Here is a 13,343-nt window from a genome sequence, read left to right as displayed (position 1 = left end):
CATGCCGTTCCTGGAGCCCAAGCCGGAAGCCCTGCGCCCCGCCGCGCGCCCGGAGGGCCCGGCGCACGACCGGGTGCCGGACCGGCAGGCCAGCGGCACCCCCGAGCCGCTGCGCTCGGAGCTGTCCGCCCTGCTCGGCGAGGACAAGGTCCTGACGAAGATCTCCGACCTCGTGCGGTACGCCTCCGATGCGAGCCCCTACCGTTTCGTGCCGCAGGTCGTGGTCGTCGCCGAGGACATCGACGACATCTCCGCCGTCCTGTCGTACGCGCACGGCAGGAGCCGCGAGGTCGTCTTCCGCGCGGCGGGCACCTCGCTCAACGGCCAGGCCCAGGGCGAGGACATCCTGGTCGACGTGCGCAAGCACTGGGCGGGCGTCGAGGTCATCGGGGACGGTGAGCGGGCCCGCATCGGTCCCGGGACGACCATCCTGCGGGCCAACGCCACGCTCGCCCGGCACGGGCGCGTGCTCGGCCCGGACCCGGCGAGCGCCATCGCCTGCACGATCGGCGGGGTCGTCGCGAACAACGCGTCGGGGATGACGGCGGGCACCACCCGCAACTCGTACCGGACGGTGGCCTCGCTCACCTTCGTCCTGCCGACGGGCACGGTCGTCGACACGGCGGACCCGGACGCGGACGAACAGCTGGCGCACGCCGAACCTGCCCTGTGCGAGGGCCTGTTGGCGATCAAGCGGGAGATCGAGGCGGACCAGGAGCTCACCGCCCGCATCCGCGCCAAGTATGAGATCAAGAACACGAACGGCTACCGCCTTGACGCGTTCCTGGACGGCACGACACCCGTCGAGATCCTGCGCGGCCTGATGGTCGGCTCCGAGGGCACCTTCGGGTTCATCTCGGAGGTCGTCTTCGACATGCTTCCGCTGGACCGGCAGGTCACCACGGGCCTGCTGTTCTTCCCCTCCCTGCCGGCCGCGGCGGCGGCCGTCCCCCTGTTCAACGAGGCGGGCGCGCTCGCCGTGGAACTGATGGACGGCAACACGTTGCGCGCCTCGACCAGCGTCGCGGGGGTGCCGGCCGACTGGGCGCGGCTCCCGAAGTCGACGGCCGCGCTCCTGGTGGAGTTCCGCGCCCCGGACGAGGCCCGCCAGGAGGCGTACGAAGCGGCGGCCGCCAAGGTCGTCGAGGGTCTCGAACTCGTCACGCCGGTCGACTCGGTGACCAACGCCTTCACCCGCGACCCGAAGACGATCGGCGGCTACTGGAAGGCCCGCAAGGCCTTCGTGACGGCGGTCGGCGGCTCGCGTCCCTCCGGGACGACGCTGATCACCGAGGACTTCGCGGTGCCCCCGTCCCAGCTGGCCGACGCCTGTGCGGCCCTGCTCGAACTGCAGACGCGGCACGGCTTCGACGCGGCCGTCGCGGGACATGCCGCGCACGGCAATCTGCACTTCCTGCTCGCCTTCGACGCGGGCCTGCCGTCGGACGTGGAGCGCTATGCCGCCTTCATGGACGAGTTCTGCCGGCTGACCGTCGAGCGCTTCGACGGCTCGCTCAAGGCCGAGCACGCGACGGGGCGCAACATCGCTCCGTTCCTGGAGCTCGAATGGGGCCCGCAGGCCACGGAGTTGATGTGGCGCACCAAACAGGTCATCGACCCGGACTGTGTGCTCGCGCCGCGCATCGTCCTCGACCGCGACCCCAAGGCCCATCTCCGGGGTCTGAAGACGATCCCGAAGGTGGAGCTGATCGCGGACCCCTGCATCGAGTGCGGATTCTGCGAACCGACCTGCCCCAGCGAGGACTTGACGACCACTCCGCGCCAGCGGATCGTGCTGCGCCGCGAGATGATGCGCCAGACGCCCGGCTCCCCGGTCGAGGACGGCCTGGTCGAGGCGTACGGATACGACGCCGTGGACACCTGCGCCGGTGACTCGACCTGCAAGCTGGCCTGCCCGGTGGGCATCGACACGGGCGCCCTGATGAAGGACTTCCGGCACGCACGGCACTCGCCGCGCGAAGAGAAGGCCGCTGCCGTCGCCGCCAGGAACTTCAAGGCGGTCGAGGCCGCCGCACGGCTCGCGGTGGCCGCCGCCGACCGGATCAGCGACCGGCTCCTGACCACGGTGACGCGCACCGCGCGCAAGGCCGTGCGCCCCGATCTGGTGCCCGAGTGGCTGCCGGACATCCCCGGTGCCGCCGCCCGCAGGCTGCCGCGCACCGCACGCGTGGGCGCCAGTGCCGTCTACTACCCGGCGTGCGTCAACCGCATCTTCGGGAGCCCGGGTGACCGCTCCGTGCCGGAGGCGGTCGTCGCCGTCTCCACGCGCGCCGGGAAGCCCGTGTGGATTCCGGACGATGTCGCGGGGACCTGCTGCGCGACGATCTGGCACTCCAAGGGGTACGACGAGGGCAACGTGGTGATGGCCAACCGCATCGTCGAGGCGGCCTGGGGCTGGACGGCGGGCGGCAGGCTGCCCCTGGTGGTGGACGCCTCGTCCTGCACGCTCGGCATCGCGCACGAGGTCGTGCCCTACCTCACCGCCGACAACCGGCAGTTGCACCGGGAGCTGACCGTCGTCGACTCCCTCGTCTGGGCGGCGGACGAACTGCTCCCCCACCTGACCGTGCGCCGCACGGTCGGCTCCGCCGTCCTGCACCCCACCTGTTCGATGAGCCATCTCGGCGACGAGGCCCAGCTCCGCGCCCTCGCCGAGGCCTGCGCGGACGAGGTGGTGGTCCCGGACGACGCGGGCTGCTGCGCCTTCGCGGGTGACCGCGGCATGCTGCACAAGGAGCTGACGGAGTCGGCCACCCGCAAGGAGGCGGCCGAAGTCACCGCACGCCCCTTCGACGCGCACCTCTCGGCGAACCGCATGTGCGAGGTCGGCATGGACCACGCCACGGGCCGCGCCTACTACTCCGTGCTCCTGGAGCTGGAGCGCGCGACGCGTCCATGAACGCCGGCGGTCCTCTTCGGTAAAAGCCCTTCGGTAAAGGCCCCTCGGTAAAGGAAAGTCCAACTCCCTGGCCACTTCGGTCCCTTGCGCCACGCCCGTTCCGCCATCAGGGTGGCATCCGTTCCAGCGCAGGCACCCCAGCCACGGAGGTCCGATGCACGACGAGCACGCGATTCCGAACCCTGACGACTCCGCGACCCCTGACGACTCGGCCGACGGCGCCTCCCGCCGTGCCGTGCTCCGCACCGCCGGCCTCGCCGGAGCCGGGCTCGGCCTCGGTGCCCTCTCTGGCGGCCCGGCCCACGCCGAAACCCCGCAGGGAGCGTCCGCGGCCGCCGCCACGGCCGCGGAGGCGCCGCCCCGCAAGGGCAGGACCATGGTCGGCGTACCGTTCGAGCGGCGTTCCACGGTGCGCGTCGGCATCGTGGGGCTCGGCAATCGCGGCGGCAGCATGATCGACCTGTTCCTCGCGATCCCCGGGGTGAAGGTCGTCGCGCTCTGCGACCCGGTCAAGGACAAGACGGCGGCCGCCGCGAAGAAGGTCACAGCCGCGGGCCAGCCCGCCCCGGCGACGTACACCAACGGCGATCACGACTTCGAGAACCTGTGCAAGCGCGGGGACATCGACTTCGTGTACGTGGCGACGCCCTGGGACTGGCACTTCGACATGGCCAAGACGGCGATGCTGAACGGCAAGCACGTCGGCGTGGAGTGTCCGATCGCCCTCCAGCTCGATCAGCTGTGGGAGCTGGTCGACCTCTCCGAGCGGACCCGCAGACACTGCATGCAGCTGGAGAACTGCTGCTACGGCAAGAACGAGATGCGCGTCCTGCGCATGGCCCACGCGGGCAAGTTCGGCGACCTGCTGCACGGGGCCGGTGCCTACAACCACGATCTGCGCGGCCTGATGTTCGACCCGGACTACTACGAGGGTCCGTGGCGGCGCCTGTGGCACACGCGGCTGCGCGGTGACCTCTACCCCAACCACGGCTTCGGCCCGGTCTCCAACTACATGGACATCAACCGCGGCGACCGCGTCACGCACATCTCCAGCTTCGGCACGCCCGCCCTCGGCCTTGCCGAGTACCGCAAGGCGCACATGCCGGCAGGCGACCCGAGCTGGAAGGAGACGTACATCGAGAGCGACCGCACGATCAGTCTCGTCCAGACGGCGAAGGGGCGGGTCATCCGCCTCGAACACGACGTCAGCACCCCGCACCCCTACTCCCGGATCAACAGCCTCGGCGGCACCAGGGGCGTCTTCGAGGACTACCCCGAGCGCATCTACATCGAGCCGGACCACACGAACGACGAGTGGGGCGACTTCGGCAAGTACGCCGAGGAGTTCGACCACTGGCTGTGGAAGGAGCACGCCAACCCGCCGGGCGGGCACGGCGGCATGGACTACATCATGATCTTCCGTCTGATGCAGACCATGCAGCTCGGCCTCGTACCTGACTTCGACGTCTATGACGCCGCGACCTGGACGTCGCCCGTCCCCCTGAGCCATCTGTCGATCAAGGCGAAGGGCGCGCCGCAGGCGATCCCTGACTTCACTCGCGGGCTGTGGAAGAAGGCCCGTCCGGGAGTGGACTCGGAGAAGCCGAAGGCGTGAGCGACTTGGGCCCGGCGGTGCCGTCCTGCGCGCCGCCGGGCTCCTTCGTCGGCGCCACGACCGCCACCGGCTCCGCCTGTTCCGGCACGAACGCGATCTCGCCGGAGAGGACCTTCTTCGCCTGAGCCGTGTCCAGTGCGCCTTCCCAGCGCGAGACCACGAAGACGGCGACGCAGTTGCCGAGCAGGTTCGTGGCGACGCGCATGGCGTCCATGATGCGGTCCACGCCGAGCAGCAGGGCGACCGCGCCCGCCGGGATGACCCCGAGCGCGGAGGCGGTCGCGGACAGCGCGAGGAACGCCGAACCGGGCACGCCCGCCATGCCCTTGCTGGTCAGCATCAGGACGAGGACGACCGTGAGCTGCTGGCCCAGGCTCAGGTCCACGCCCACGGCCTGCGCGATGAACAACGTACCGACGGAGAGATAGATCGAGGCGCCGTCGAGGTTGAAGGAGTACCCCGTCGGCAGGACCAGGCCCACCGCGTCGTCGCGGCAGCCGGCCTGGCGCAGCTTCTGCATCATGCGCGGCATGACGGCCTCGCTGGAGGCGGTGCCGAGCGCGAGCAGCATCTCCTCGCGCGTGTAGCGCACGAACTTCCACAGGCTCAGGCCGGTCAGCGCCTTCAGGGCGACCCCGAGCAGGACCAGGAAAAGCAGGGCCACCGCGTAACAGACGCCGATGAGCTTGCCGTACGTCGACAGGGCGCCGAGCCCGTACTCCCCCACCAGGTGTGCGGTCGCGCCGAAGACGGCGAGCGGTGCCAGCTTCATGATGAAGCCGACGATCGCGAAGACCACCTCCTGGCCCTGCTCGATGGCGGGCAGGATCGCGGGGACCTTCGTGTTGCCCAGGTGCAGCAGGGCCGCGCCCACCAGGCAGGACAGGACGAGGACTTGGAGCAGCGAGTTCTCGGCGAAGGCGCCGATCGCGCTGTCGGGCAGCGAGTGCAGGATGAACTCGCTGGTCGAGGGAAGCTCGCCGCCGCCGGTCTTCGCGTCGACGGCCGACGCGTCGAGTGTGGCGGGGTCGACGTTCATGCCGGTGCCGGGGCTGACGAGGTTCCCGGCGACCAGGCCGACGACGAGGGCGACCGTGGTCGCGACCTCGAACCAGATGAGGGCCTTGATGCCGATGCGGCCGAAGGCCTTGAGGTCTCCGGCCTTGGTGATTCCGGCGACGACCACGCAGAAGACGAGCGGGGCGATCATCGCCTTGATGAGACGGACGAAGCCGTCGCCGAGCGGCTGGACGGCGGTGCCCGCGTCGGGCCACAGCCGTCCGACGAGGACTCCGAGCACCAACGCGCAGGCGACCTGCGCGAACAGTGAGGTTCGCAATGTGCGTGCTACGCGTCGCGGTATGGACGGTACGGACTGCGGCACGGGCACTCCTGTGGTGAGACTTCAACTGACTTCTGCCATACGGAACTTTCCTTCCGCGAGGCGCCACTATGGCGGAGTGCCCGCTTCCGCAAAAGACCTGCAGATCACATCGACGTAAATCTTGGATCTTGCTCCAAACGGAGCTCTGTGAGGTGGCTCAGCAGCGCAGCCGGTTCACTGTCAGGGCACCTTGCTCAGTGGCCAGCGTGCGGTCGTAGCAGCCGCCGTCGCCATACACGCGGAAGCGCTCGCGGGAGGTGCCGACCGCGTGCCGGTCCTCGCGCGGGACGTTGGCGGTGTACGTCGCGTCGCCCTCGTAGCGGTCGTCGGTCACCGAACGGGCCGTGCGCCGACCGGCGTTGGAGACAGCCGTCTCCGCGCGGTCGCCGAGGGCGATCTCCGTGCGCAGCCGGTCGCCCGCACCGAGTGTCGTCGTGCCGTCCATCGTGTACGTCCGGTCGGTGCGGGTCGCGCGTCCGTCCCGGGTGACCGTCTCGCGGTCGGTCCAGGTGGCCCTGAGCGCGTCGGTGGACTCGCCCTCGGTCCAGCGGTGCACGGAGGTGTTGGCGAGCGCGCGGGTGACGGTCGTCTCGACGCGGCCGTGGGAGGTGTCGACGTATCCCGAGACGCTCAGCCGGTGGCCGCCCTTGGTGTCGAGGCGATGCAGCCGCTCGGGCGAACCGGGCGTGTACGTGGCCTTGTTGGCCAGGTCGCCCGCCGTGTGGCCGGTCAGCTTGCCGGTGACGTGCTCGCGCTTCTCGTCCTGCCAGACCAGGACGTTGGCCGGGGTGTGCCAGCCGGTCGTCGCCTCCGGCCGACCCGCGACGGACACCTCCACCTGGTGCGGGCGGCCGTCGTTGAGCAGCCCCGCGAAGGGTGTCAGGTCGTACTCGATGGGCTTGATGTCGAAGGCGCGCGGGCCGGGTATCACGTACCAGAGGAAGGGGTTGGACCAGCCGCCCGTCCACACCGTCGGGAACGGCGCGGCGATACCGGCGAGTTGGCCGTCGACCGTGACCTGCACCTCGCGGTAGGGCCCGCCCTCGGCCTTGCAGGAGTACGGCGCCGCGTCCGGGACCGTCAGGTACCAGTACTCCTCGCAGCCGCCGCCGGAGCCGGTCGCGTAGACCTCGGCGACGATGCGCTCACTGTTGCGCGGAGTGGTGAGGGTGGTGCTGTCACCGAGGGGCAGGACGCGGTCCGGGGGTGCCTGCTCGCGCTGTGCGCTCTTCTCGGCCGCGTAGAACGTCAGGATCGCCTTGACGTCGATGATGCCCGTGTACGTCTCGTTGACGACGTTCCCGATGAGCATCTCGACCTGCTGGTCGCGCCCGAGGGTCTCGCGGTAGCGCGTGACGTCCTTCTCCACGGACCACGCGATGCCGTCGGCGGACGGCTCGGGGGTGGACGTACGGAAGACTTCGACGCCGCCGATACGGAGATAGCCGAGGCGGTCGTACTGCCGCCCCTTGACCTTGCCGTCGAGGCGCAGGACCACCTTGCCCCAGTCACCGGCGCCGCACTTCCGGGGCGGGCTGTAGCTGCCCTTGTACGGCGTGAAGTCCTTGAACTGCGCCTCGGCCACGGTCACTTCGCACGACTTGGCGTGTGGCTTGGGGACGGGCGGGGCGGCCGTGACCGGGTCGTGCCAGTCGTTGCCGAACTCCGGTGGTGGAGTGTCGGCCGCCGCCGGGCCCGCGCTGAGGAGTGTGCTCGCCGCGAGGGTGACCCCGACGAGCATGGACATGACGCGTCTTCTCATGGGGGTTTTCTACGGGCAGTCGACGATCACCGCAACGACTTCCGGGAAGCCCGGCGGACCCGCGTGGGACCGGCCCACGGGCCTAGCCCTCCAGGTTCGCCTTGTCGCCCATGAGCACCACCGGGTGCTGCTTCGGGTCGAGGCTCTTGAGGAGGTACTCCATGCCCTGCTTCGACAGGCTCACGCAGCCCGACGTACCGCTCCCATGGTCCATGTGCAGCCAGATGCTGCCACCCTTGGACTGGCCCTGCGGGCGGGTCGGGTCGTTGGGCGGAGTGCCCTTGGCGCGGTTGTAGTCGATGGCGATGACGTAGTCGAAGTCGTGCCAGTGCGACTTCGACCAATAGCGCGGGGCCTGGATCGACGCGCTCTGGGTGTACGGGAGTCCGGCACCCGGATCGGCGAGGACGCCGCCCGCGTCGGTGAGCGTGAAGACGCCGACCGGGCTGCGCTTGTCGTTCTCGCGGTGGTCGGTCGTCCAGCCCTTCTTGCCGTTGTGCGCGGCCCAGCTACGGGTCTTGTCCCAGGTCGAGCCGGACTTCTCGTACAGGACGACGGTGGACTTCGCCGAGTCCTCGCCCTCTCCGTAGACCGCGACGACCTGCCGGGAGTTCTTGGGGATCTTGTTCTGCAGGCGGTCCCCCACATCGGGGATGCGCTTGAGGTCGGTCGTGGCCGATGCCCCGGCTCTCTTCGCCCGGCCCGCGCCCTCGTCGTTCTTCGCCCCCTCGTCCGAGGTTCCACAGGACGTCAGAAGAACACCGCAGGCCGCGAGGGCGGCCGCCGTTCGCACCGCACCGGCTATACGCATCCGTCCATGGTCGCATTCTGTTCGTGGAAGCCGTCCCGACGCCCGGCCGCGGGCGCAGAAGGGGCCGAATCTTTACTCCCCGACGGAAAACCGTTTGCTTCGCGCCACCGTCCGAGGCGAACCTTTCACGGCCTGTTACCGCCGCTCGATGTCAGGCGCCTCCGCCTTCGGAGCCGCTCCCCCACCCGCTCACCACCGTCCGTTCCCGCCGGCACGCTCCGCCGAACCGACGGTCTGTCTCTCCGACCCTGGGACGTCACTCGTCATGCAGATTCGCGATCTTCCGTTCACCGACCCGGGCATGCCGGATGCCCGCTCGGGCCCTCACTTCCTGCGCTGGCTGGGGCGGAACCAGCTCGGCGGCCAGCTGAAGTCGCTCGCCTGGGGTCTTCTGCACTTCGGCTCCATCGCGGTACTCCCCTACCTGGTCGGCTTCGCCGTGCAGGCCGTGGTCGACCGCTCCGGCGGGCGGCTCGCCGTCGCGGGCGCGGTGATGGCGCTGTGCGGCATCACCATCGCCCTGGGCGACACCATGCTGCACCGCACCGCGGTCACCAACTGGATCACCGCTGCCGCCCGCGTCCAGCAGCTCCTGGCCCGCAAGACGGCACAGCTCGGCTCGGCGCTCACGCGGCGCGTCGCCGCCGGTGAGGTGGTCGCGGTCTCCACCGGTGACGTCGAGAAGATCGGCTGGTTCGTGGAGGCGGCCTCGCGGTTCGCCGCCGCCGCGCTCACCGTCGTCCTCGTCTGCGTGGGCCTGGTCGTGTACCAACCCGCGCTCGGCGTCGTCGTCGCGGTGGGGGTGCCGGTGCTCGCGCTCGCGGTGCTTCCGCTGCTGCCGCGCGCCACCCGGCGGGCCGACCACCAGCGCGAGAAGGCCGGGCGGGCGACCGAACTGGCCTCGGACACCGTGGCGGGGCTGCGGGTGCTGCGCGGCATCGGCGGCGAGGAGCTCTTCCTCGACCGCTACCGCCGTGCCTCGCAGGAGGTGCGTACGGCCGCCGTGCGCAGCGCCCGGATGTGGGCGGTGATCTCGGCGGTCCAGGTGCTGCTGCCCGGACTGCTCCTGATCGTGGTCGTCTGGCACGGCGTGCACCTGGCCCGGGACGGCCGGATCACCATCGGTGAACTGGTCACCGTCTACAGCGCGGTCACGATGCTGACCTACCCCTTGCGGCACTTCGAGGAGATCGCGATGGCGTACAGCTTCTCGCGCCCCTCGGCCAAACGCGCCGCGCGGGTGCTCTCGCTCCAGCGCACGACGCGTGCCGGCGACGAACGGACGGCAAGTACCCAGCTTGCCGACGCCGAGATCCCCTCGGGTGATCTCTACGACCCGGCGACCGGGCTGCTCGCCCCCGCGGGCCGTCTCACCGCCGTCGTGTGCGGCGACCCGGACGAAGCGGGACGGCTCGCCGAACGACTCGGCGGGCACGCGGCGTTCGACGACGCGGAGAAGCTGCCGTCCGTGCTGCTCGGCGGCGTGGCACTCGACGAGGCGCCGCTTTCCGCCGCCCGCACCGCCGTGCTCGTCCAGGACAAGGACCCGGTGTTGCTCTCCGGCACGCTCCGCGGACTCCTCGACGTACCGGCGTCGGGTGCGGTGAGTGCCGACGAGGCCCTGGATGCCGCGCAGTGCGCCGACGTCCTGGACGCCTTGGCGCAGGCCTCGGTGGGCGAGGCCCCGCTGGACGCCCACGTCACCGAGCGCGGACGGTCCCTGTCGGGCGGCCAGCGGCAACGGCTCGCGCTGGCACGCTCGTTGATCACCGACCCCGGGGTCCTCGTGCTGGACGAGCCGACGTCCGCCGTCGACTCGCACACCGAGGCGCGGGTCGCCGACGGCATCAAGGGGCTGCGCAAGGGGCGTACGACCGTGGTCCTCACGTCGTCGCCACTGCTCCTGGACCGGGCCGAGCGCGTGGTCTTCCTCCACGAGGGCGAGGTCGCGGCGGTGGGCGCGCACCGCGAACTGGTGCACAGCGAGCCGCGCTACCGGGCGGTCGTGACACGGGAGACGGACGAGGAACGAGCACCGTCCTCGCCGCCGGGCGGCACCGACGCCGACATCAGCACCATCGACGACATCGACATCGACATCGAGGAGACGGCATGATCGGCCTGGCGCCACCGGAGTACGACCCGGCGGCCCCGACCACCGCGGACACCCTGCCCGTGGGCGCGCCCGCGACGGTAGGAGCCTACGTACGCGAGCTGGTCAGGCGGCACCGCCGGGCCTTCGCCCTGCTCGTCACGGTCAACACCTGTGCCGTGATCGCCTCGATGGCCGGTCCCTACCTGCTGGGCGATCTGGTCGAGAACGTCGCGGACAGCGCCCGTGACCTCCATCTGGGCCGCACCATCGGCCTGTTCACCGTCGCGCTGCTCGTGCAGGCCTTCTTCGTCCAGCAGGTGCGGCTGCGCGGCGCGATGCTCGGTGAGCGGATGCTGGCCGACCTGCGCGAGGACTTCCTCGTGCGGTCGGTCGGGCTGCCGCCGGGCGTGCTGGAGCGGGCCGGGACGGGGGATCTGCTGTCACGGATCACCACGGACGTCGACCGGCTCGCGAACGCCATGCGGGAAGCGGTGCCGCAGCTCGCGATCGGCGTCGTGTGGGCCGCGCTGCTGATCGGCGGCCTCGCCGTGACCGCGCCGCCGCTTGCACCCGCCATCCTCGTCGCGGTGCCGCTGCTCGTCGTCGGCTGCCGCTGGTACTTCAAGCGGGCACCCTCCGCCTACCGTTCGGAGGCCGCCGGGTACGCCGCCGTCGCCGCCGCCCTCGCCGAGACCATCGACGCGGGACGCACCGTGGAGGCGCACCGGCTCGGGGAGCGCCGCGTACAGCTGTCGGAGCGTCGCATCAAGGAGTGGACGGCATGGGAACGGCACACGCTGTACCTGCGCTCCGTCCTCTTCCCGGTCATCACCTTCACGCACACCATCGTGCTGTGCTCCGTCCTGATGATCGGCGGCGTGTTCGTCCTGCAGGGCTGGATCGGTGTCGGCCAGCTGGCCACGGGCGCCCTGATCGCACAGATGCTCGTCGATCCGCTGGGCATCATCCTGCGCTGGTACGACGAGCTGCAGGTCGCCCAGGTCTCGCTGGCCCGCCTGGTCGGCGTACGGGACATCGAACCGGACGCGGGTGACGGCTCCGTCACTCCCGACGGACGCGACGTGCTCGCGGACGACGTGCACTTCGGCTACCGCGCGGGCGTCGACGTCCTGCGAAAGGTGTCACTCGCCGTCGAGCCGGGTTCGCGCGTCGCCCTGGTCGGCCCGTCAGGCGCGGGCAAGTCCACGCTCGGCAGGCTGCTCGCCGGGATCTACGCCCCGCGTGACGGCCGCGTGACGCTGGGCGGGGCGGAGCTTTCGGCCATGCCCGCCGAAGACGTCCGCACCCACGTCGCGCTGGTCAACCAGGAGCATCACGTCTTCGTGGGCTCCCTGCGCGACAACCTCCTGCTCGCAAGGACCGGGGCGCGGGACGCCGAGCTGTGGGCGGCGCTCGGCGCGGTCGACGCTGACGGCTGGGCACAGGCTCTCGGTGAGGGCCTGGACACCGAGGTGGGCTCGGGCGGCTTCGCCCTCACCCCGGCACAGGCCCAGCAGATCGCGCTGGCCCGCCTGGTGCTCGCCGACCCGCACACCCTGGTCCTCGACGAGGCGACCTCGCTCCTCGATCCGCGCGCGGCACGCCACTTGGAACGCTCCCTCGCGCGTGTCCTGGACGGCCGCACGGTCGTCGCCATCGCCCACCGGCTGCACACCGCGCACGACGCGGATGTCATCGCGGTGGTGGAGAACGGCCGGATCAGCGAGCTGGGCAGCCATGACGAGCTGGTGGGGGCGGACGGTGCGTACGCGGCGCTCTGGCGGTCCTGGCATGGCTGACGTGAACGACATGAATGACATGTCCGACGTGGATGATGGCTCGCTCGGGGCGGTCCCGAGCACGTCCTGCTTCGTGCCCGGCGTATCGCATCAGGCACTGCTGAGCCGCCTGTTGCCGGGTGAGGCGGTGTCCGGGCGCCCCGTGATCCAGGGGCAGTTCCACCATGTCGTGATCGGCTCGCACCGGGTGGTGCGCCTCGCCCGCACCGAGGCGGCAGCCGCCCGGCTGACCGAGGGGGCGGCCACGCTGCGCGTGCTCGCCGGTCTCGACCTCGGCGTCCGCACGCCCGTACCCCTGATGGCCGGCGGCACTCCCGGCACGGATGAGCCACCGTTCCTGGTGCTCAGCCGAGTCCCCGGAGCACCGCTCGCGGACGGCGTGCTCGACCGGCACGGGGCGGCCGCGTCAGTGGCGGCGCAGTACGCCGCGCTCCTTGCCGCCCTGGCCGCGGCGGGCGCCGACCCCGAGGTGCGGGCGGCACTGCCGCACGCGCCCGAGGGCGAGTGGCGGCGGTTCGCGGCGGACGTCCGCGCGGAGCTGTACGGCCTCATGTCCGACGCGGGGCGGCTGCGCGCCGAGCGGGAGCTCGCGGAGCTCGACGGCCTCCCTCATCTCACCGGGGCGGTGGTGCACGGGGACCTCGGCGGGGAGAACGTGCTGTGGGAGGACTCCGGGGGACGGCCGCGGCTGATCGGAGTGGTCGACTGGGACGAGGTCGCGCTCGGGGACCCGGCGGAGGACCTCGCGGCCATCGGCGCGAGCTGTGGCGAGGAGCTCCTGGACCGGGTGCTCGCGCGGGGCGACCGGTCGGCGGCGGACGACGGGACGGCCGCGCGTGCCGCCACGATCCGCGGCACGTTCGCCCTGCAGCAGGCGCTGTCCGCGTATCGCGACGGCGACGAGGAGGAGCTGGCGGAGGGGCTGACGGGATACGTATAGGGGTGCTTGCCCCGAGG

The 13,343-nt window shown here is 71.1% G+C and carries 8 protein-coding genes; 5 read left to right on the top strand and 3 right to left on the bottom strand.

Annotated elements, in window-relative coordinates; translation table 11 throughout:
• Position 1 precedes the first annotated feature (1 nt).
• On the top strand, positions 2 to 2,920 hold the full coding sequence (locus tag OG302_RS39135; RefSeq protein WP_371749499.1) for an FAD-binding and (Fe-S)-binding domain-containing protein: 2,919 nt from the start codon (positions 2 to 4) through the stop codon (positions 2,918 to 2,920).
• 154 nt (positions 2,921 to 3,074) lie between these two features.
• Positions 3,075 to 4,535 carry a Gfo/Idh/MocA family protein gene (locus OG302_RS39130; RefSeq protein ID WP_371749498.1) on the top strand — a complete coding sequence of 487 codons (1,461 nt, stop codon included), beginning with the start codon at positions 3,075 to 3,077 and terminating at the stop codon, positions 4,533 to 4,535.
• Here OG302_RS39130 and OG302_RS39125 read toward each other — a convergent pair.
• The 3 genes from OG302_RS39125 to OG302_RS39115 form a co-directional block, all read right to left on the bottom strand.
• A complete protein-coding gene (locus tag OG302_RS39125) occupies positions 4,474 to 5,919 on the bottom strand; it encodes a cation:dicarboxylate symporter family transporter (protein ID WP_371749497.1) in 1,446 nt (481 codons plus the stop codon). The genes OG302_RS39130 and OG302_RS39125 overlap by 62 nt on opposite strands.
• Before the next feature lie 157 nt (positions 5,920 to 6,076).
• Complete coding sequence (locus OG302_RS39120) at positions 6,077 to 7,681, bottom strand: peptide-N4-asparagine amidase (RefSeq protein WP_371749496.1); 1,605 nt, start codon at positions 7,679 to 7,681, stop codon at positions 6,077 to 6,079.
• Positions 7,682 to 7,763: 82 nt separating this feature from the next.
• The gene (locus tag OG302_RS39115) at positions 7,764 to 8,492 is read right to left on the bottom strand and encodes a L,D-transpeptidase family protein (RefSeq protein ID WP_371749495.1); all 729 of its coding nucleotides are present in this window, start codon (positions 8,490 to 8,492) and stop codon (positions 7,764 to 7,766) included.
• Positions 8,493 to 8,757: 265 nt separating this feature from the next.
• Here OG302_RS39115 and OG302_RS39110 point away from each other — a divergent pair, with 265 nt between their 5' ends.
• The 3 genes from OG302_RS39110 to vph are packed head-to-tail and all read left to right on the top strand — an operon-like array spanning position 8,758 to position 13,326.
• Complete coding sequence (locus tag OG302_RS39110; RefSeq protein WP_371749494.1) at positions 8,758 to 10,608, top strand: ABC transporter transmembrane domain-containing protein; 1,851 nt, start codon at positions 8,758 to 8,760, stop codon at positions 10,606 to 10,608.
• Positions 10,605 to 12,386 carry an ABC transporter ATP-binding protein gene (locus tag OG302_RS39105; RefSeq protein WP_371749493.1) on the top strand — a complete coding sequence of 594 codons (1,782 nt, stop codon included), beginning with the start codon at positions 10,605 to 10,607 and terminating at the stop codon, positions 12,384 to 12,386. The genes OG302_RS39110 and OG302_RS39105 overlap by 4 nt, the downstream gene beginning before the upstream one ends.
• A gap of 1 nt (position 12,387) precedes the next feature.
• On the top strand, positions 12,388 to 13,326 hold the full coding sequence (gene vph, locus OG302_RS39100) for a viomycin phosphotransferase (protein ID WP_371749492.1): 939 nt from the start codon (positions 12,388 to 12,390) through the stop codon (positions 13,324 to 13,326).
• Positions 13,327 to 13,343 lie beyond the last annotated feature (17 nt).

Origin of the sequence: Streptomyces sp. NBC_01283 (assembly GCF_041435335.1) — a bacterium.
Lineage (GTDB): Bacteria > Actinomycetota > Actinomycetes > Streptomycetales > Streptomycetaceae > Streptomyces.
Note: the sequence above shows the minus strand (reverse complement) of the source record. Positions and strands in the feature narration are given on the sequence as shown.

What these genes read in the sequence shown, in the direction of transcription:
- OG302_RS39115 (WP_371749495.1), bottom strand. Translation starts at nt 8,492, where the DNA reads ATGCGTATAGCCGGTGCGGTGCGAACGGCGGCCGCCCTCGCGGCCTGC.
- OG302_RS39120 (WP_371749496.1), bottom strand. Translation starts at nt 7,681, where the DNA reads ATGAGAAGACGCGTCATGTCCATGCTCGTCGGGGTCACCCTCGCGGCG.
- OG302_RS39105 (WP_371749493.1), top strand. Translation starts at nt 10,605, where the DNA reads ATGATCGGCCTGGCGCCACCGGAGTACGACCCGGCGGCCCCGACCACC.
- OG302_RS39135 (WP_371749499.1), top strand. Translation starts at nt 2, where the DNA reads ATGCCGTTCCTGGAGCCCAAGCCGGAAGCCCTGCGCCCCGCCGCGCGC.
- OG302_RS39110 (WP_371749494.1), top strand. Translation starts at nt 8,758, where the DNA reads ATGCAGATTCGCGATCTTCCGTTCACCGACCCGGGCATGCCGGATGCC.
- OG302_RS39130 (WP_371749498.1), top strand. Translation starts at nt 3,075, where the DNA reads ATGCACGACGAGCACGCGATTCCGAACCCTGACGACTCCGCGACCCCT.